Source organism: Streptomyces ortus, from assembly GCF_026341275.1.
GTDB lineage: Bacteria > Actinomycetota > Actinomycetes > Streptomycetales > Streptomycetaceae > Streptomyces > Streptomyces ortus.
Genome location: NZ_JAIFZO010000002.1, coordinates 6,746,021 through 6,764,850, shown reverse-complemented (window position 1 = coordinate 6,764,850; position 18,830 = coordinate 6,746,021). Strand labels below are relative to the sequence as shown.

At 72.6% G+C, this 18,830-nt stretch carries 14 protein-coding genes and 2 pseudogenes; 5 read left to right on the top strand and 11 right to left on the bottom strand.

The annotated features are described in order from the left end of the window. Window positions 1-14: 14 nt before the first annotated feature. Together K3769_RS32850 and K3769_RS32845 are read left to right on the top strand one after the other, a co-directional pair. Window positions 15-971 (top strand): helix-turn-helix domain-containing protein, encoded by a 957-nt coding sequence (locus K3769_RS32850; protein WP_282566296.1) that lies wholly within the window; start codon window positions 15-17, stop codon window positions 969-971. A gap of 103 nt (window positions 972-1,074) precedes the next feature. Further along, window positions 1,075-1,938: a Sco1979 family transcriptional regulator gene (locus K3769_RS32845; RefSeq protein WP_267029883.1), complete on the top strand. Its 864-nt coding sequence runs from the start codon at window positions 1,075-1,077 to the stop codon at window positions 1,936-1,938. Between the two features lie 241 nt (window positions 1,939-2,179). On the opposite strand, the gene dnaK is transcribed toward K3769_RS32845, so the two are convergent. The 6 genes from dnaK to K3769_RS32815 form a co-directional block, all read right to left on the bottom strand. After that, entirely contained in the window at window positions 2,180-4,066 is a 1,887-nt protein-coding gene (gene dnaK, locus K3769_RS32840; protein ID WP_267029882.1) for a molecular chaperone DnaK, read from the bottom strand. A 199-nt stretch (window positions 4,067-4,265) separates the two neighbouring features. Further along, window positions 4,266-4,691, bottom strand: a complete 426-nt coding sequence (locus tag K3769_RS32835; protein WP_267029881.1) for an OsmC family peroxiredoxin — start codon at window positions 4,689-4,691, stop codon at window positions 4,266-4,268. A 74-nt stretch (window positions 4,692-4,765) separates the two neighbouring features. Then, window positions 4,766-6,508: a vWA domain-containing protein gene (locus K3769_RS32830; RefSeq protein ID WP_282567275.1), complete on the bottom strand. Its 1,743-nt coding sequence runs from the start codon at window positions 6,506-6,508 to the stop codon at window positions 4,766-4,768. 65 nt (window positions 6,509-6,573) lie between these two features. Then, window positions 6,574-7,635, bottom strand: a complete 1,062-nt coding sequence (locus K3769_RS32825) for an ATP-binding protein (protein WP_267029879.1) — start codon at window positions 7,633-7,635, stop codon at window positions 6,574-6,576. 240 nt (window positions 7,636-7,875) lie between these two features. Further along, entirely contained in the window at window positions 7,876-9,918 is a 2,043-nt protein-coding gene (locus K3769_RS32820) for a phage holin family protein (RefSeq protein ID WP_372515091.1), read from the bottom strand. Window positions 9,919-10,100: 182 nt separating this feature from the next. Continuing rightward, on the bottom strand, window positions 10,101-10,526 hold the full coding sequence (locus K3769_RS32815; protein WP_267029877.1) for a hypothetical protein: 426 nt from the start codon (window positions 10,524-10,526) through the stop codon (window positions 10,101-10,103). Between the two features lie 83 nt (window positions 10,527-10,609). Between K3769_RS32815 and K3769_RS32810 the strand changes: the two genes are divergently transcribed. Further along, window positions 10,610-11,449, top strand: a complete 840-nt coding sequence (locus K3769_RS32810) for an MBL fold metallo-hydrolase (protein ID WP_267029876.1) — start codon at window positions 10,610-10,612, stop codon at window positions 11,447-11,449. Between the two features lie 38 nt (window positions 11,450-11,487). Beyond that, the gene (locus K3769_RS32805; protein WP_267029875.1) at window positions 11,488-12,084 is read left to right on the top strand and encodes a DedA family protein; all 597 of its coding nucleotides are present in this window, start codon (window positions 11,488-11,490) and stop codon (window positions 12,082-12,084) included. A gap of 178 nt (window positions 12,085-12,262) precedes the next feature. Here K3769_RS32805 and K3769_RS32800 read toward each other — a convergent pair whose 3' ends face one another. The 4 genes and pseudogenes from K3769_RS32800 to K3769_RS32785 form a co-directional block, all read right to left on the bottom strand. After that, window positions 12,263-13,300 carry an MBL fold metallo-hydrolase gene (locus tag K3769_RS32800; protein ID WP_267029874.1) on the bottom strand — a complete coding sequence of 346 codons (1,038 nt, stop codon included), beginning with the start codon at window positions 13,298-13,300 and terminating at the stop codon, window positions 12,263-12,265. After that, window positions 13,297-14,556 carry an aminotransferase class I/II-fold pyridoxal phosphate-dependent enzyme gene (locus K3769_RS32795; protein WP_267029873.1) on the bottom strand — a complete coding sequence of 420 codons (1,260 nt, stop codon included), beginning with the start codon at window positions 14,554-14,556 and terminating at the stop codon, window positions 13,297-13,299. The genes K3769_RS32800 and K3769_RS32795 overlap by 4 nt, the downstream gene beginning before the upstream one ends. 102 nt (window positions 14,557-14,658) lie before the next feature. Then, a complete protein-coding gene (locus tag K3769_RS32790; RefSeq protein ID WP_267029872.1) occupies window positions 14,659-15,468 on the bottom strand; it encodes a hypothetical protein in 810 nt (269 codons plus the stop codon). 209 nt (window positions 15,469-15,677) lie between these two features. Then, window positions 15,678-16,358, bottom strand: a pseudogene (locus K3769_RS32785) (RNA polymerase sigma factor SigF); the annotation flags it as partial. 387 nt (window positions 16,359-16,745) lie between these two features. Between K3769_RS32785 and K3769_RS32780 the strand changes: the two are divergent. Further along, entirely contained in the window at window positions 16,746-17,135 is a 390-nt protein-coding gene (locus K3769_RS32780; protein ID WP_267031630.1) for a DUF2795 domain-containing protein, read from the top strand. Between the two features lie 201 nt (window positions 17,136-17,336). On the opposite strand, the pseudogene K3769_RS32775 reads toward K3769_RS32780, so the two are convergent. After that, window positions 17,337-18,749: pseudogene (locus K3769_RS32775) on the bottom strand (ATP-binding cassette domain-containing protein); the annotation flags it as partial. Window positions 18,750-18,830 lie beyond the last annotated feature (81 nt).

The following is an 18,830-nucleotide window of genomic DNA, read 5'->3' as shown; positions in this document are numbered from 1 at the left end:
ACTACGGTCGGGGCATGACCAGCACCGCGCACACCTCCGGGTCCGTCAGCGTGTCCGCCGGGGTGCGGGGTGGTGACTCCGCCGCCGGGCAGGGAGTGGGTCCGCTGCTGCGCGGCTGGCGGGAGCAGCGCCGGGTGAGTCAGCTGGAGCTGGCGCTGCGGGCGGGATCGTCGGCGCGGCACATCAGTTTCGTCGAGACGGGCCGGTCCCGGCCGAGCGAGGAGATGGTGCTGCGGCTCGCCGAGCACCTGGACGTACCGGTGCGGGACCGCAACTCCCTGCTGCTGGCGGCCGGTTACGCGCCCCGCTATCCGCAGACCCCGCTGGCCGATCCGGCGCTGGACGCGCTGCGGGAGGGAGTGGAGCGGCTGATCCGGGGCTACGAGCCCTATCCGGCGCTGGTCGTGGACGCCACGTACGACGTGGTGGCCGCCAACCGGGGCGTCCTGATGCTGCTGGACGGGGTCCCCGGGCATCTGCTCGCCCCGCCGCTGAACGCGATGCGCCTGACGCTGCATCCCGAGGGCCTGGCGCCCAGGATCCGCAATCTGCGCGAGTGGCGCGGCCATCTGCTGGCCCAGATGGAACGGGACATCGCGCTGCGGCGTTCGGAGCCATTGCGCGCGCTGTACGAGGAGGTGGCCGCCTATCCGGCCCCCGACCCGGGTCCGGGTCCGGGTCCGGGTCCGGGTCCGGAAGCGGAGCCGGGTGCGGTTCCGGACGCGGGCCCGTCCGGGGAATCCCGGGTCGGGGCGGTGGGCTCCGTTCCGGGCGACGAGGAGGCCGCCGAGCCGGTGTCCCGCTTCGCGCTGCCGATGCGGATCGAGCACGAGGGGCGGGTGCTGTCCTTCGTCTCGTCCATCTCCACGTTCAACACGCCGATGGACGTGACGGTCTCCGAGCTGGCCATCGAGACCCTGCTTCCGGCCGACCGGGCGACGGTGACGTACCTGCACTCGCTGATGTCCTGACGGGAGGTGACCCGACACACCGGCCGGGATGAGGGGATCCGGTGAGGCTTTCGCGGGAACGTGGCACACTTCTCGCCATGTTCGGGGCTCCAGGAGGCGTGGCGTGAGTGAGAGACGGCCGGCGCCGACCGTGGGGCAGGTGGTACTGGGCCGACGGCTCCAGGAACTGCGCGAGGCGTCCGGCCTGAAGCGGGACGAGGCCGCGCGGATCCTGCGGGTGGCGCCCGCGACCGTCCGGCGGATGGAGATGGCCGAGGTCGCGCTGAAGATCCCGTACGTCCAGGTGCTCCTGTCGACGTACGGAGTGGGCGACGAGGAGACGGCGGTCTTCGTCCGGCTGGTCGAGGAGGCGAACGAGCCCGGCTGGTGGCAGCGCTTCCACGACGTCCTGCCGGACTGGTTCAGCCTGTACGTGAGCCTGGAGGGCTCCGCCTCGGTCATCCGGTCCTACGAGCCGCACTTCGTGCCGGGGCTGCTGCAGACCGAGGACTACGCCCGTGCCGTCCTGGAGGCGGGCACGGTGGGGCAGACCGGCACCGAGGAGATCGAACGGCATGTGTCCCTGCGGATGGCCCGGCAGAAGCTGCTCACCGGGGAACGGCCGCCGCATCTCTGGGTGATCATGGAGGAAACGGTCCTGCAGCGGCCGGTCAGTATCCGGTCCGAGGTGATGGCGGAGCAGCTGGACCATCTGCTGGCGGCCGTCGAGAACGATCACATCACGCTGCAGATCGCCGAGTTCTCGGCGGGTCCGCATCCGGGGACGTACGCGCCGTTCGTGCTGTTCCGGTTCCCGGAGCCGGAGTTGCCGGACCTGGTGTACACGGAGTATCTGACCGGGGCGCTGTACCTGGACTCCCGCAAGGAGGTGGCGGCGCATCTGGAGGTGCTGGACCACATGGCGACGGGGGCGGCTTCCGCCCGGCGGACCAGGGAGATGATCCTGGAGCGCCGGGCGGACTTCTGACGGGCTCCCCCGGTCGGACTGTCGGCCGCGGGTCGCCTGTCGCCGGGGTGGAGTGCGCAGTTCCCCGCGCCCCTGGAGTGGGAAGGGTGCGTGTTGGCTTGCCCCGTGGGCCCCGGTTGGGGTTGGGGTTGTGCGCAGTTCCCCGCGCCCCTGGGGTGGGAAGGGTGCGTGTTGGCTTGCCCGTGGGCCCCGGTTGGGGCTGGGGTTGTGCGCAGTTCCCCGCGCCACTGAACACAGGGGGTCAGGTTGGGGTGTCCTTTGTGTTTGCCGTGGGGGGATCGTCCACTATTTCCGCGTCCACCACGCTCTCGTCGTCCGGTGGAGTGGGCTGTTCCGTGCCGGGCTCGTCCTGCGGAGGTGGCTGCTGGGCGTCGGCGTACATCGCCTGGCCCATCTTCTGGCTCACGGTGGCCAGTTTCTCCGCGCCCGTGCGCAGGGTGTTCGTGTCGGTGCCGTCCCGGTCGTTCAGGAGGGCCTGCAGTTCGGCGATCGCGGCCTCGACCTCGGTCTTGACGTCGCCCGGGATCCGCTCCTCGTTGTCGCGGATGAACTTCTCCGTCTGGTAGACGAGTTGCTCGGCCTGGTTGCGGGTCTCGGCGGCCTCCCGGCGCCTGCGGTCCTCGTCGGCGTACTGCTCGGCCTCGCGCATCATGCGGTCGATGTCGTCCTTGGCGAGCGCGGAACCGCCCGTGACGGTCATCTTCTGCTCGCGGCCGGTGGCGAGGTCCTTCGCCGAGACGTGCATGATCCCGTTGGCGTCGATGTCGAAGGCGACCTCGATCTGCGGCAGCCCGCGCGGCGAGGGCGGCAGCCCGGTGAGGTCGAAGACGCCCAGTTTCTTGTTGTAGGCGGCGATGTCGCGTTCGCCCTGGAAGACCTGGATGCCGACGGACGGCTGGTTGTCCGTGGCGGTGGTGAAGATCTCCGAACGCCGGGTGGGAATGGTCGTGTTGCGTTCGATGAGCCTGGTCATGATGCCGCCCTTGGTCTCGATGCCCAGGGACAGCGGGGTGACGTCGAGGAGCAGGACGTCCTTGACGTCGCCGCGGATGACACCCGCCTGGAGCGCCGCGCCGAGCGCCACGACCTCGTCCGGGTTGACGCCCTTGTGCGGGTCCTTGCCGGTGAGCTCCTTGACCACCTCGGTCACCGCGGGCATCCGGGTGGAGCCGCCCACGAGGATGACGTGGTCGACCGCGGAGAGCTTCACCCCGGCGTCCTTGACCGCCTGGTGGAAGGGGGCCTTGCAGCGTTCGAGCAAGTCGGCGGTCAGCTCCTGGAACTGAGCACGCGTCAGCTTTTCGTCGAGGTGCAGCGGACCGTCGCCGGTGGCGGTGATGTAGGGCAGGTTGATGGTCGTCTCGGTGGACGAGGACAGCTCGATCTTGGCCTTCTCCGCGCCCTCCCGCAGCCGCTGGAGCGCCATCTTGTCCTGGCCGAGGTCGATGCCGTACTGGCCCTTGAAGCGTTTGACGAGGTGCTCGACGACCCGCTGGTCCCAGTCGTCGCCGCCCAGCTGGGTGTCGCCGTTGGTGGCCTTGACCTCGATGACCCCGTCGCCGATCTCCAGCAGGGAGACGTCGAACGTGCCGCCGCCCAGGTCGAAGACGAGGACGGTCTGCTCCTCGCCGCGGTCGAGCCCGTACGCGAGGGCCGCCGCCGTCGGTTCGTTGATGATCCGCAGCACGCTCAGACCCGCGATCTCACCGGCCTCCTTGGTGGCCTGGCGCTGGGTGTCGTCGAAGTACGCGGGCACCGTGATCACGGCTTCCGAGACGTCCTCGCCGAGATACGCCTCGGCGTCCCGCTTCAGTTTCTGCAGCACGCGCGCGGAGAGCTCCTGCGCGCGGTAGCGGGTGCCGTCGATCGTGCCGCCGTCACTGCCGGGGAAACGCCAAGCGGGGTCCCCCATGTGCCGTTTGACGGAGCGCGCGGTGCGCTCGATGTTCGTCACGGCCTGCCGCTTGGCGACCTCCCCGACGAGCACCTCCCCGTTCTTGGCGAACGCCACCACCGAGGGAGTCGTGCGTGCGCCCTCGGCGTTGGCGACGACCGTGGGCTCACCCCCTTCCAGTACGGCGACCACCGAGTTCGTGGTACCGAGGTCGATCCCGACCGCACGTGCCATGTCCGTCCCCTTCCGCCCAGGTCTTTTCGCATCCGTCACCGCGTGGCGTCACCGCGTTGCGTCGCCGCGTTGCATCACCGCGGTTCCATCACAAAACTTGAGTGCGATGCTGTCAATGGGGCAAGTACCCCGGACCTGGCCGGACATGACGATGCCGCGCCCCCTTGCGCGGGGCGCGGCATCAGCAAAGACGCAGGTGTCAGGCGAGCTTCGCCGTCAGCGTGATCGTCGTCCCCGTCAGCGCCTGGCTGACCGGGCAGTTCTTCTTGGCGTCCTCGGCGGCGGCGGTGAAGGCGGCGTCGTCGAGGCCCGGCACGGTGCCCTCCACCGTGAGGTGGATGCCCGTGATGCCCTCACCCGGCTGGAACGTGACGTCCGCGGAGGTGGTGAGCTTGGTGGGCGGGGTGCCGGCGCCGGCGAGGCCGTGCGAGAGCGCCATGGAGAAGCAGCTGGAGTGGGCGGCGGCGATCAGCTCCTCCGGGCTGGTCTTGCCGTTCGCCTTCTCGGCGCGCGACGGCCACGACACCGGCTGCTCGCCGATGCCGGAGGAGTCGAAGGTGACGACGCCGTTGCCCTCGAGCAGGTTGCCTTCCCAGACGGTGTGTGCGGAGCGCGTTGTTGCCACGATGATTCCCTTTCGACGAGGTCCCGGTTCCGGGTCCGTGGCACCATCCGATCACACTCGGGTCACCGCCGGGCTCAGCGCACGCGAAAGACCGGTCCCCGCGCGGTGAACGGCAGGGACGCGCCCTGCGGAATCAGATAGGCGTGCTCGCGGCGCACCCGCAGCACATCGCACCAGCCGTCCGTGATGATCAGGACCGGGGCGCCCGGCGGGAAGTCCTTCGCCCGGTGCAGGAGGTCGACGCCGGGCTGCAGGATCGTGCCGCCCCGGCCGTGGACGCGTACCCGGCCCGCGATCTCCGTGACCGGGACGAAGCCCGCGTCGTGCGGTGCCGCGTCGCAGAACACGACCCGCGCGGCCGGTACGTCCCTGGCCTCGGCGTACGAGGCGATCGCGCCCAGTGCCTTGCCCAGCAGGGTGCGGTCCATGGAGCCGGAGGTGTCGAGGACCACGCCGAAGGTGCAGCGGGCGATCTCCTCGGGCGGGAAGTACCGTCCGGCGCGCGGGATGTCGGGGGTGGCGGCCTGTCGGCGGGACGGGCGGGCGTAGCTGCGCAGCGGCTCGGGGCGCGGCACGAACTCGTCGAACCAGCGCGCCAGTTGGGCGTCCCACGGCAGCGGTGGGTGGCTGAGCGCGCGGATGTCCTCGACGAGCCCGCCGGGCAGGTACCCGCGTTCCTGCCGCTGGTGCAGGTCGAGGCCCGTGGCGAGGCCGCGGCGGTAGAACTCGTCGAGGCCGACGTAGTCGCGGGGCGCGCCGAGGGAACCGCCGAGGATGTCTCCCACGCCCTTGCCGCGCAGGGTGGCGAGGCGTCGGTTGCGGCGCAGGTCCGTGGCGAGCCGGTCGTAGACCTCCTCGGCGGACAGGTCCTTCAACTCCTGGTCGTACAGCAGCCCTTCGGGCATGACGCCGACATGCATCTCGGCGAGCCAGGAGTTGATGACGTAGTCGCAGGCGACGTTGAAGAGGTACGGGTCACGTACGCCGCAGCGGTCGCCGTGGCGCAGCGCGGCGTGCAGCATCTCGTGGGCGAGGACGAACCGCCACTCCTCGTCGTCGAACTGCCGCAGCGGGTTGATGTAGATCTCGGCGGCCTCCGGGTCGACGGCGGCGACGGAGATGCCGTGCGCGTGGGCGAGTTCGGCGTCGGCGACGATCGTGATGCCGGCCGCGATGCCGCCGAGCAGCGGGTAGGAGGACACGAACCAGCTCAGCGCCCGCTCCCACGGCCGGCGCGGGGTGATGCCGCCGCGCATCGAGTCGCGCCGGCCGCCCGCCATGTCCATCGCGGCGGACACCGTGCGGGTCAGCGCGTGGGCGAAGGCGAGCTGCCAGTCCGGCGCGGAACCTCCCCGCCAGGTGTCCCACGGCACCAGCACCTGGTCCGGCTCGGCACCGGCCGTACCGCAGCGCTCGTACACGGCGGGGATGCCTGTGCCGTCGCGGCGCCAGCGCGCGGCGAGCTGTTCCTCGTCCCCGTCGGGGTACGACATCGGCAGGTCCGCGGGGGTCAGGCCGATGGGGAAGCCGAGCAGGAAGCGGTTGACGACGACGCAGCGGGCGGCGAGGTCGAAGCGGTCGGGCTGCTCCCGTACGGTCTTGTGCGCCGGGACGTGTCCGAAGCCGAGGTGGAGGGCGGCGTGCGCGACGGCCCAGGCCCATTCATCGGGCCGGGCGCGGCGTTGGGGGTGGACGTGCAGCACGCCGTCGGAGTCGACGCGGACGAGTCCGTCGCGGGGCGACTCCTCGCAGTCCTCCTGGCGGCAGACGCTGAAGCCGATGGCGGCGAGGGCACGGTTGCTCCGCACGAGCCGCATCCCCTCCGCGAACGCCTCGGCGGCCGGATCCTTCTTGGGCCGCTGCGCCTGCTTGCCCGTACGGGTCACCGGCGGGCCTCCACCAGCCGGGGCATGTCGCGGGCGGCCTCCACCAGGAACCAGGCGGGCAGCACGGGGTTGCCGTCCTCGTCCGAGGCGATGACGCTCTGGGCCACCTCGACCGAGATCTCGGCGAGCTGCACGAGCAGCGACTTGGCGCGGTACGCGGTCTGCCGGCCGTTCGCCGAGGCGTGCTCCTTGCTGGTGGGCAGCTCCTTGACGAGCCGTCCCCGGAACGACTCGGCGAGGTAGTACAGCAGGTCGCGGTCCTCGACGCGGTTCGGCCAGCGGGCCTCGCCCTTGAGGATCGCCTCGATACCGAAGCGGCTGCGGACGATCTTGACGTAGCCGCAGAAGGCGACGGCGTGCGCGGGTGTCAGGGTGCCGTGTGCGATGACCTTGAGCGTCTCCTCGTCGAGGGTCGGGCCGAAGGAGCACAGGGCGTCGGAGAGCATGTGCCACGAGCGGGGCGTGGAGAACGGCTCCTCCGTCTTGGGCGGCTTGGACCACAGGTGGTCGGGGCGGTCGGTGAGGTGGTCGAGCACCCACGGGTGGATGTCGTTGGTCGCCGCCCACCCCAGCCAGTCCTTCGCGGAGACCTCAAGATGGACGTGGGTGAGGCGGTTCACCAGGGCGGACGCGATGGGGCGGGCGAGCGCGTTGTCCGTCGAGCGGTTGCCCGCGCCGATCACGATCGAGCCCTTCGGCAGCTCGTAGTTGCCGATGCGGCGGTCGAGGATCAGCGAGTAGAAGGCCTTCTGGACGTCCGGGGTCGCGGCGTTCAGCTCGTCCAGGAACAGGCAGTAGGGCTCGTCGCGGGCGATCGCCTCCGGCGGGCAGAAGACGGAGCGGCCGTCCCGGATCTGCGGTACGCCGATCAGGTCCTCCGGCGCCAGCTGCGTACCCAGCAGGCTCACGCACTCCAGGCCCAGTGACTCGGCGAACTCCCTGACCAGGGAGGACTTTCCGATGCCGGGGGCGCCCCAGAGGAACACGGGCCGCACGGTCGCGAGACCGAGCAGTAGTTCCGGTACACGGGCGGGAGTGACGGTGACGGCTGCCTGCACGCGGGCTCCTGGGGGTTGGGGGTGGGTGCCCCAGTGTGCGCGGCCCCGGGCCTCCCTCGCAGCCCATTTTCCGACGGGGGTTCCGGCCGGCCGAGGGTGGGACAGCGGAGGGCGGACCTGCGGGTGCGGGCACCAGTAGCCGGTCGCGGCAGGCGCCCCTCGCCGCCCCGCGCCAGGCAACTGCGCGGCCGACACCGACTGACCCGCACCTCTACCCACCCTTTCACGCACACCGCCCACTCACTCACCCCCGCCGACCGGCACCTGCGGACCGTCGTCCTCCCGCAGCCACCGCCGCAACACCCGATGCACCTGCTCGGCGCCGACCAGTTCCTCCCCCGCCCCCACCGGCGGCGAGAGCGAGAGCGGTGACATCAGGAAGGGCCGCCCCTGCGCCCCGCCCAGACCCCCGTGCGACCCGATCTGCTCCTCGAACGCGAGCACCTCGCCGTCCTCGGGGTCGTACCAGGAGTTCACCATGATGTCCGCGACGTGCGGGAACGAGTGCGTGCGCCGTACCGCGTCGGCCGCGCCCGGCCCGAAGTCGGCGAGCGGTCCGGGATCGTCGTCCAGCTCGTCCAGCGGGATCGCCGCACCGTGCGCGCCGAGCACGAGCCCACCGTGCTCCTCGCTGCGCACCAGCACGAACCCGATCCCGGGATGGTTCGCGAGCGTGGTCAGCAACGCCGGATGCCGCGCGTCGATCTCCTCGCGGCTCATCCGGTGCGGCACGTCAGGGAAAGAGACCAACCCGAGGTTCCCGGAGGCCAGCACGATCGGTTCCGACGGCGGCGTGGACGACCGGAACTCCTCGCCGCCCTCCTCCACCGGTCTGCGCAGCGCGGCCCGCACCGCCGCCCTGGCCTCGGCACCGCTGTGCGTACGCCGGGCCTTGCGCGGCACGGGCAGCCCGCAGCCCGCCCGGACCAGCTCGGCGAGACCTAGGCCGTAGCGGGCGCGGAAGGTCTCCCCCGGGCTCTGGCCGTGGTCGGAGAGCAGGACCACGCGGTACGCGCGCGGCGCGTGTTCGGCGACCTGCTCGATCAGGGCCAGCGAGCGGTCCAGGCGCTGCAGGACCTTCTCCGCGTCCCGGCTGCGCGGCCCGGAGTGGTGCGCGACCTCGTCGTAGGCGACCAGGTCCGCGTAGACCGAGGCGCGGCCGGCGAACATGTCCCCGATCACCGCCGCGACGACGACGTCCCGCTCGATGACGGTCGCGAAGGCCCGGATGAACGGGTAGAGGCCGCCGCGGCCGACGCGGGGGCGCTGTTTGCGCAGCCGGACCCGGGTGTACTCGCCGATCTCGCGGCCGACGTCGGCGACGAAGGACAGGGCGGTACGGACCGCGTTGGCGGGGTCGGAGAAGTACGCGAAGTAACCCGCCCGGGAGCGGTTCTCCCTGCCCCGTCTCGCCGCCACGGAGAGCACCAGGGCCAACTGCTCGGCGCCTCCGCTGAAGAGGTTGCCGCGGCTCGCGCCGTCCACGGTGAGCAGGCCGCCGTCGCCGGTGCGCTCGATGGCCCGGCGCTGGAGTTCCGCCGCGCTGGTGGGCCGGTTGCAGACCATGATCTCCCGGCTGTCCTTCTCGTACCAGCGGAAGGCGGGGACGTCGTGGTTGGAGCCGTGCAGGATGCCGAGCTGGCTGGCCCCGGTCTGGCTGGACCAGTCGGTGCGCCAGGGGGCGAGCCGGTGCGTCGTACGGGCTCCCGTGCCCTCGCCCAGCCAGCCGGCCACGGTGGGCATGAGGCCGCGTCCGATGGCGTCCACGAGGACGTCGTGGCCGACCCCGTCGAGCTGGAGGAAGACCGTGCCGGGGGCCGACGGCACGCCGGGGGGCGGTGCCTGTCTGCGGCGGCGGTCGGACAGCCGGTACAGCCTGCGCCGGTACGCGTCGTCGTCCCGCACGGCCAGCGCGCCGCCGGTCGCCGAGGCGACCGCCGACATCACCGCGGCGACCACCACGGCGGTCTCCGGAGCGGCCTCGCTCTGTCCCGAGGGGTCCAGGCGCAGGGCCAGCAGCAGGAGCGAGCCGTTCAGGAAGAAGACGAGCACGCCGAGGACGAGGGCGGGGACGAGGAGCAGGGCCCGTACGAGGAGGGGCCATACGACGGAGGAGAGTACGCCGAAGGCTCCGGCGCCCAGTGCGGCGGTGACGGCGATGCTGGTGGCGCTGTCACCGTCGGGCGACTGGAGTTTGAAGTCCGGCAGGATCCCGGCGAGCACGAGCATGGTGACCGTGGAGACCGCCCATACGGCGACACTCCGCCAGACCGCGCTCCCCACTCTCCGCCATCGTTCTTTCCCCACGTCACACCCGTCTCACATCCGCGCCCGCCCCCTGGCCGACGGACTCGCGCCCACCTTGCCACACGCGGCCCGCGGGCAGGCCCGGCCGGCGTTCCGCGAGGGCCCGGCTCGGCGGGGCGCCTCCCGCGGGTCGGGGGCCGCGGGATCACCCGGAGGGGTCAACGGCCGTCGTAACCGGCCGTGGGCATGGACAGACGCCGGTGCACCCGCGCCTTCATCTGCGCGTCGTAGGCGGGCTCCGCGTGCCCGACCGTCTCGACGCGCACGCCGCGCCTCGCGCACTCGGCGGTGAACGCGTCGACGGAGGCGAGCGCCCTCTCCAGGACCCGGCGGCTGGGTGCGACGAACAGGTCCACGAGGCCTGCCTCGGCGTCCTCCCAGAGGGCGCAGTGGTCGGGCCGCAGCCCCCGCAGGAGCAGTTCCCTCGTGACCACGTAACCGCGCTCGGCCGCCCAGTGCGCGCACATGGCGTGCTGGCTGCGCGAGTCCACCAGGAAGGGGTCCGCGTCCAGTTCCTCCAACGGCGTCAGGCTGGCGATCGTCGTCACGCGGAGCATGCCGGAGGTACGGCGTACGTCTCCCATGGGCCCCCCTCACCTCCGGGTTTCGTCGCCGACCCTACTCCTGCCCGTAGGCTCGGGGGGAGTCGCGCGAAGGAGGCAAAGGAGTGCCGGTGGAGATCACTTGGTGGGGTCACGCCACCTGCACGGTAGAGGACTCGGGAGTACGCGTGCTCACGGACCCGCTCTTCGCGCGCCGGCTCGCGCATCTGCGCAGGCGCCGGGGCGCGCTCCCGCCCGCCGAGGCGGCGGTGGCGGATGTGACGCTCGTCTCCCATCTGCACGCCGACCATCTGCACATGCCGTCGCTGTCCCGGCTCGCACCGGGCACCCGGCTGCTGGTGCCGCGCGGTGCCCGGCGCGCGGTGCCGGGACTGCGCAGGCTCGACGGACCGGAGCTCACCGAGGTGGCGCCCGGCGACCGGGTCCGGATCGGTGACCTGGTCGTACGGGTCGTCTCCGCCCGGCACGACGGGCGGCGGCTGCCGGTGGGGCCGCATCGCGCGCCCGCCCTCGGCTATGTGATCGAGGGCGAGTCCCGGACGTACTTCGCCGGGGACACCGGGCTGTTCGAGTCGATGGCCGAGGAGGTCGGACCGGTCGACGTGGCGCTGCTGCCGGTGGGCGGCTGGGGGCCGTACCTGGGCGAGGGGCACCTGGACGCGGGGCGGGCCGCCGACGCGCTGGCCCTGCTGCGGCCCGGCAGCGCGGTACCGGTGCACTACGGCACGTACTGGCCCATCGGCATGGATTCCGTGCGCCCCCATGAATTCCACACACCGGGCGCCGAGTTCGTGCGGCTGGCCGCCGCGCGTGCGCCCGGCGTGCGTGTGCACCGGCTCGACCACGGCGAAAGTGTGCGACCCGGGATCGTGGGGTATCGGTCCTCCCCTGGGGACGCACCGGCTGGTCGGGGCGACGACGAGCGGGAGGGCGGAACCCGGTGAGACCTGTGCTCGCCGTCGCGGTCACGACCGTGCCGACTGTGGCCACTCAGCAGGCGCTCGGTTATCCGTCGCTGTTCCTGCTGGTGCTGATCGGAGCGCTGGTGCCGGTCATTCCGACGGGGGCGCTGGTGAGTTCGGCGGCCGTGGTGGCCTTCCACCAGGAGGCGCCCTTCTCGATGCTGCTGGTCTTCGTGGTGTCGGCGCTGGCCGCGTTCCTCGGGGACATGGCGCTGTACTGGCTCGGGCGGCGCGGCATGAAGTCGAAGAACGGCTCGCGCTGGCTCGCGGCGATCCGCGACCGCGCGCCCGAGGACCGGCTGGCCCAGGCCCAGGGGAAGCTCACCGACCACGGGGTCGCGGTGCTGGTGCTGTCCCGGCTGGTTCCGGCGGGGCGTATCCCGGTGATGCTCGCCTGTCTGATGGCGAAGTGGCCGATCCGCCGGTTCGCCCGCGGCAACGCGCCGGCGTGCCTGGCGTGGGCCGCGACGTACCAGCTCATCGGAGTGCTGGGCGGCTCCCTGTTCGAGGAACCGTGGGAGGGCGTGCTCGCGGCGGTGCTCCTGACGGTGATCGTCAGCGTGACTCCGGCGCTGTGGCGCCGTGTTCGGGGTGCGACCGCCCGCGCGCGCTCGTAGGGGCGTTCGCGGGCCGGGGGCCCCGGGCCCGCGGCGCCCGAGCCGGGGTGAGTCGGTCTCAGGGCCGTGGCGAAAGTGCGGCCCCCCCGGGGTCGGGCGCGCAGTTCCCCGCGCCCCTGGAGGGCCGGGCCGCTGTGCGGCCCGTCCCCCGCGGGTCGGCGGTGGAGCCGCCGGGCCGTTACGGGAGGGTGCGGGAAGCGCCCACCGGGAGGTCCCACAGGTTCTCCCGGGGCAGACCCGCCGCCTCCCAGGCCGCACGGACCCGTGTGAGCGGTTCCAGTACGGGCTCGGCCGACAGGACGAAGGTGGCCCAGTGCATCGGAGCCATCCGACGCGCGCCGAGATCCTGCGCCGCCCGCACCGCGTCCTCCGGATCGCAGTGCACATCGCTCAGCCACCACCGCGGTTCGTACGCGCCGATCGGCAGGAGCGCCAGGTCGATGCCGGGGTGGCGCGCGCCGATCCGGGCGAACCAGTGCCCGTACCCCGTGTCGCCCGCGAAGTACACCCGTCTGCCGTCGGGCGCGGTCAGCACCCAGCCGCCCCACAGCGTGCGGCAGGTGTCGTGCAGGCTGCGCTTGGACCAGTGGTGGGCGGGCACGAAGTCCAGTCGCACACCGCGCAGTTCGGCCGCCTCCCACCAGTCCAGCTCGGTCACCCGCGTGAAGCGGCGGCGCCGGAACCAGCGGCCGAGGCCCGCCGGGACGAACACCGGGGTGTCGCGCGGGAGCCGGCGCAGGGTCGGCGCGTCCAGGTGGTCGTAGTGGTTGTGGCTGATGACGACCGCGTCGACGCTCGGCAACGCGCTCCACTCCACCCCGACCGGGGTGATCCGGGCGGGAGTTCCGAGGATCCTGCGGGACCAGACCGGGTCGGTGAGCACGGTGAGGCCGCCGATCCGGACCACCCAACTGGCGTGCCCCGCCCAGGAGACGGCGACCGTGTCGGAGTCGACCCGGGGCAACGGTGCGGGCTCGTACGGCAGTCGGGGAATGTCGGTGAGCCCGTCGGGCCCCGGCCGCAGCGCCCCCTCGCGCGCGAACCGCGCGAAGCCGCCGAGGCCCGGCAGCGGTGTGGTGAGCCGGTCGGCGAAGGAACGGGGCCAGCTCCGCCGTTCGAAGAGTGGCCGCGGCTCGGCGAGCGGCCCTCCGCCCTCGGACGGGGTGGTGGTCGTGGTGGTGGTACGGGTCGTGGCCGACTCGGGCTGCTGCGTCATCGCGGGGACTCCCGTCGCCGAGCGTCGTCGTCGCGGAGATCGGCGAAGGCCGATCCCAGCAGACTCAACATGCTGTGCACCTGCGGCAATTCCAGAGGTTCCGGTGACAGAAGAGACGCCATGCGCTCGTCGTCGGTTGTGCCGAGGAACGACGCGGTGGCCAGTCGTACGCGCAGGGCGCCGAGGTCGTCCCCGAAGCGGTGTCCGCCGGGCGTCGGCATGCCCAGCCGGACGCCGAGGAAGTCCTCCAGCTCCTGGGCGTCGGCCACCCCGAGCGCGCCGAGCGCGGACCGCAGCGGGCCGAGGTCGGACCGCAGCGGGCCGAGGTCGGCGTACAGGTGGCGCCCCGCCCGGGGCGGCCGGACGAGGGCCCCCGCCGCGGTGAGCGTCCGGTGCGCGGCGGCGGCCACGCGCGCGTGCAGCCGTACGGAGGCGGCGAGGCGGTACGTGATCTCGTCGGGCTCGCCGAGCGCGTACGCGGCGGCCGAGGCGACCGGCGCGGCGATCCGGGCGTCGAGGGCGGTCAGCACGTCGAGGACACGCTCGCGCAGCAGGGTGCCGGTGTCGTTCTCGGGGAAGCGGGCGATCGCGGCGGGCCAGCCGGCCGGCAGGAACGGGCCGGCGAGGTCCGTCAGGACCGTGACCCGGTCGGGGAGCATCTCGGCGGGGCCGATCAGCACGGTGTCCCGCGGTTCGTGCAGCGTGTCGCGCCAGGTCTCGTCGCTGACCACGTGCAGGCCCTCGCCCGCGGCGGCCTCGACGGTCTCGTGGACCACCTCGGGCGGCGCGACGGTCGCGGTGGGGTCGTCGGCCACGGACAGGACGAGCAGCCGCGGATCGCCGCCCTCGGCACGCACCCGGCGCACGGTCTCCAGGAGGGCGTACGGGTCCGGGAGGCCGCCGCACTCGGCGGGGGTGCCCACGGGGAAGACGGACGCGCCCAGCAGGCGGGCCTGCGGTGTCCACCAGGCCGCGCAGGGGCGGGGCACCAGCACGTCGCCGCCGAGTGCCGCGGTCAGGGCGAGGAGCAGGGCGGGGGCGCCGGGCGCCGCGACGGTCCGGTCGCGGTCGGCGGACAGTCCGCGCCGGGTCCAGTAACCACGGGCCGCATCCAGGAGGGCGGCGCTCCCGCCGATCGGCCCGGTGCGGGTGCCGGTCGCCGCGGCGACAAGTCCGGGTGGCGGCGGCAGGCCGTGGCCCGGGAGAGGTGGGCCGTAACGGACAGGTCCGTGCCCGGCCGGCTCGGTCCGCCGCATCTGTGTACCTCCACGCAGTGCTCCCCGGATCCGTTCGGTCCGGATTCCCACGGTGCCGGCCGTGCTTCCGGGATCCCCGTACCCGGTGATCCGCTTCGCGACTCAGCCGTTCGGCGACGACTCCCGGTGCCGCAGCTTGTGGACGGCGGCGCCGAGCGCGCCCACGATGAGGACACCGCCGGACACCAGGGCGGCCGTGGAGTCGTTGAAGGTGCCGCCCTGCCCGGCGTGCACCCCGTGCGGGACCCGCGTGTCGTGCGACCCGTCGTGCGAGGTGCCCGGGGAGACGGTGAAGGACGCGCTCCACTCCTTGCCCTGGCCGCCGGGTGCGGCCGGACAGACGCCCTCGGCCAGCCACTCGGAGGTCCGGCCGGCGCCGTCCGGGCCGCCGTCCTCCTCGAAGTCCGCGGCGGGCGCGATACGGGCGGTGCCGCTGTAGGTGAGGCCGTCCCGCGGTGCCTCCTTGCCCGCGGGATCGTCCCGGTCTCCCGGGCCGTGGACGCCCGCGGGCTCCTCGGCGACCGTCGGCGGACCCACGTCGTCAGGGCCCACCGTGTCCTCGCCGTCCGGGCCCACCAGGTCCTCGTCACCCGTCGCCGCCGGGTCCTCGGCGCCCGCCGGGTCGTCCGTCGCGGCCGGGTCGTCGGTGCGTCCGGAGTGCCCCGCGTGCCCGGTCCTGTGCAACTGGACGGTGCCGTGCTCGAAGGCGTCGGAGGTGGCGTCGACGGTCTCGGGCGGCTGCCCGCCGGTCGCTTCGCAGGTGACGGAGACGGTGACGCTGCCGCCGGGGGCCACCGTACGCGGGCTGACCTCGGCCCCCGGGTTCGCGGACGCGGCCGTCGCGGCGATGCCGAGGACGACAGTGGTGAAGGCGGTGGCGGACAGTGCGCGAGCGGTACGGCTCAGCGGCATGGGGCTCGGTCTCCTTCGGCCGACGGCTGAACCCCCACGCCCGGTACGGCGGCGGAGGCGGGGCACGACCGGCATGCCCCGCCGTCCATCAGAGCCCGCTCCCGCCCGGTGCGCGCGCGGCCGGACACCATTCGTGCCACGCGGACGTCCGACCGGGTGACTCCGCGGGGACGCACGCCGTCAGCGGGCACCCCCTGGCCGCGCGGGTGTCAGGCGACGTCCCGCATGACCTGCTCCCGCAGCCGGTCGCAGCAGCGGCTGATCAGCCGGGAGACATGCATCTGGGAGATGCCGAGCTGGTCGGCTATGCGGCTCTGGGTCATGTCGCTGAAGAACCTCATGTAGAGGATGGCCCGTTCGCGTTCGGACAGGGCCTCCAGCCGGGGTTTGACCGACTCGCGGTCGATCACTATGTCGAGGGCCGGGTCGGCGCAGCCCAGCGCGTCGCTCAGGGAGTAGCCGTCCTCGCTGCCGGGCAGTTCGGCGTCCAGCGACAGCGCGGTGAAGCTCTCCAGGGCCTCCAGACCGGTGCGTACGTCGTCCTCGCTCATCCGCGCGTGCTCGGCGATCTCCTCGATCGTGGGCTGCCGGCCGGAGATGGTCTGGGAGAGGTCCTGGCGCGCGAAGCGGACGCGGTTGCGCAGGTCCTGGACGCGGCGCGGTACGTGCAGGGTCCACATGTGGTCGCGGAAGTGCCGCTTGATCTCACCGGTGACGGTCGGCACGGCATAGCTCTCGAAGGCGTTGCCGCGCTCGGGGTCGTAGCGGTCGACGGCCTTGACCAGACCGAGTGCCGCGACCTGCCGCAGGTCCTCGAAGTTCTCCCCGCGGCTGCGGAACCGGCCGGCCAGCCGCTCCGCCATGGGCAGCCAGGCTTCGATGATCCGGTCGCGCAGAGCGTCGCGCGGCCGGCCGGGAGGCATCGCGGCGAGCCTGCGGAAGTCCTCCGCTGTGTCGGGGGCGTCGTCGTGCGGATGGTGCCGTGCGCTCGGTTGGGTTCGCATGATGACTGCAACTCCCTGAAGGGGTGCTCTGGTTGGCTGGCAACCGTGGGAGCGCACCCCTGAGCCGGACGGGCACACCCATGGGCGGGGAACACAACCCACGGACGTGCCTCCTGTCCGAAGCACTGAGTGACCGCCTGCCCCGGTTTTCACGGAGCAAACACGCGAATGACGGGACCTGTCGAGGCCGGGTCCGCGCTCCGGCCGGAGGACGTGTGTCGGTGTTCCGGGCTCGGGTACGCGAGGGGTCACCCCGAACATCTGGAGGGACTCATGGAGCGAGGCAGCAACCGCCTCAGCGCCCACCGGGACGAGGAGATGAAGCACGAACTGCAGGGCCTGCTGAGGTCGGGGCATCCGACCCGGGCGGAGGAGTGGCACGACCCGGAGCCGGTCGCCGACGACGATCCGCGGGTCGCCGGAGGCCCGGTGCGGCCGGGCGCGGGCGGCACGACCGTGGCGGCGGTGCGCCTCGAACTGGCGCGGAATCTGGGCCGTACGTCGTTCCCCGCGGGGCCGCGGGAGCTGGTCGGTGTGCTGCGCGACCAGTACGCGCCGGACACGCTGGTGGAGCCGCTGGAGCGGCTGCCGGAGGATGCGCGGTACGCCAACGCGCAGGAGCTGGCCGAGGCGGTCGTCCGTTCCGCGGCGCCGGACGCCTGACGGCAAAAGGTTGCGCCGTTCGTCCCACACCGGTTCCGTCGTCTCGCGGACGCGACCGTCGCTGCCGAACACCAGATAGCGGTCGAAGGCGCGGGCGAACCACCGGTCGTGGGTGACGGCGAGCACCGTCCCCTGGTAGGCCTCGAGCCCCTCCTGAAGGGCCTCCGCCGACTCCAGGTCGAGGTTGTCCGTCGGCTCGTCGAGGAGCAGGGCCGTGGCCCCCTCCAGTTCGAGCAGGAGGATCTGGAAGCGGGCCTGCTGGCCGCCGGACAGCCGGTCGAACCGCTGCTCCGCCTGCGCCGTCAGCTCGTACCGCCGCAGCCGGGACATCGCGGCCCCGCGGTCCTGGGCGTGCTCGCTCCACAGGATGTCGAGCAGGGCGCGCCCCTGCAGCTCCGGGTGCGCGTGGGTCTGGGCGAAGTGACCGGCCACGACCCGCGCGCCGAGCTTCCACTCCCCCGTGTGCGCCACGTCGCCGCCCGCCAGCAGCCGCAGGAAGTGCGACTTGCCCGAGCCGTTCGAGCCCAGCACGGCGACCCGCTCGCCGTAGAAGACCTCCAGGTCGAAGGGTTTCATCAGCCCGGTCAGTTCGAGCCCCTTGCAGGTGATGGCCCGTATGCCGGTGCGTCCGCCGTGCAGGCGCATCGTGATGTCCTGCTCGCGCGGCGGCTCCGGCGGCGGCCCGGCCTCCTCGAACTTGCGCAGCCTGGTCTGCGCGGCCTGGTACCGCGAGGCCAGCTCATGGCTGATGGAGGCCGCCTGGCGCAGGTTCAGGACCAGCTTCTTGAGCTGGGCGTGCTTCTCGTCCCAGCGCCGGCGCAGCTCCTCGAAGCGCGCGAAGCGCTCGCGGCGGGCCTCGTGGTACGTGGCGAAGCCGCCGCCGTGCACCCAGGCGTCGGCGCCCGCAGGTCCCGGCTCCACGCTGACGATCTTCTCGGCGGAACGGGCGAGCAGTTCCCGGTCGTGGGAGACGAACAGGACCGTCTTACGGGTCTCCCGCAGCTTCTCCTCCAGCCAGCGCTTGCCGGGGACGTCGAGGTAGTTGTCCGGCTCGTCGAGGAGCAGCACCTCGTCGGAGCCGCGGAGCAGCGCTTCGAGGACGAGCCGCTTCTGCTCACCGCCGGACAGGGTCCGTACCTCGCGGAACTGCGCCTTGTCGTAGGGGACGCCGAGCGCGGCCGTGGTGCAGATGTCCCAGAGCGTCTCGGCCTCGTACCCCTGGACCTCGGCCCAGTCGGAGAGCGCCTGCGCGTACTGGAGCTGGGCGGCCTCGTCGTCGACCGTCATGATGCCGTGCTCGGCGCGGTCCACGGCCTGCGCGGCCTCGCGGATCCGGGGCTGGGCCACCGACACGAGCAGGTCGCGCACGGTCGTCTCGTCCCGTACGGAGCCCACGAACTGGCGCATGACCCCGAGTCCGCCGCTCACCGTGACCGTACCGCCGTGCGGTTTCAGTTCGCCCGAGATGAGCCGCAGCAGTGTCGTTTTTCCGGCGCCGTTGGGCCCGACGAGCGCCACCACGGCCCCTTCGCCCACCCGGAAGGAGACGTCGCCGAGCAGCGCCCTCCCGTCGGGGAGGTAGTACTCCAGGTGTGCGGCTTCGAGATGTCCCATGGTCGCGCATTGTCCGGGGCGGACGGTGGGCGGGGCAAACCGATATGCGCGCGCATGGCCCGGTGGGGTAGACGATGGAGC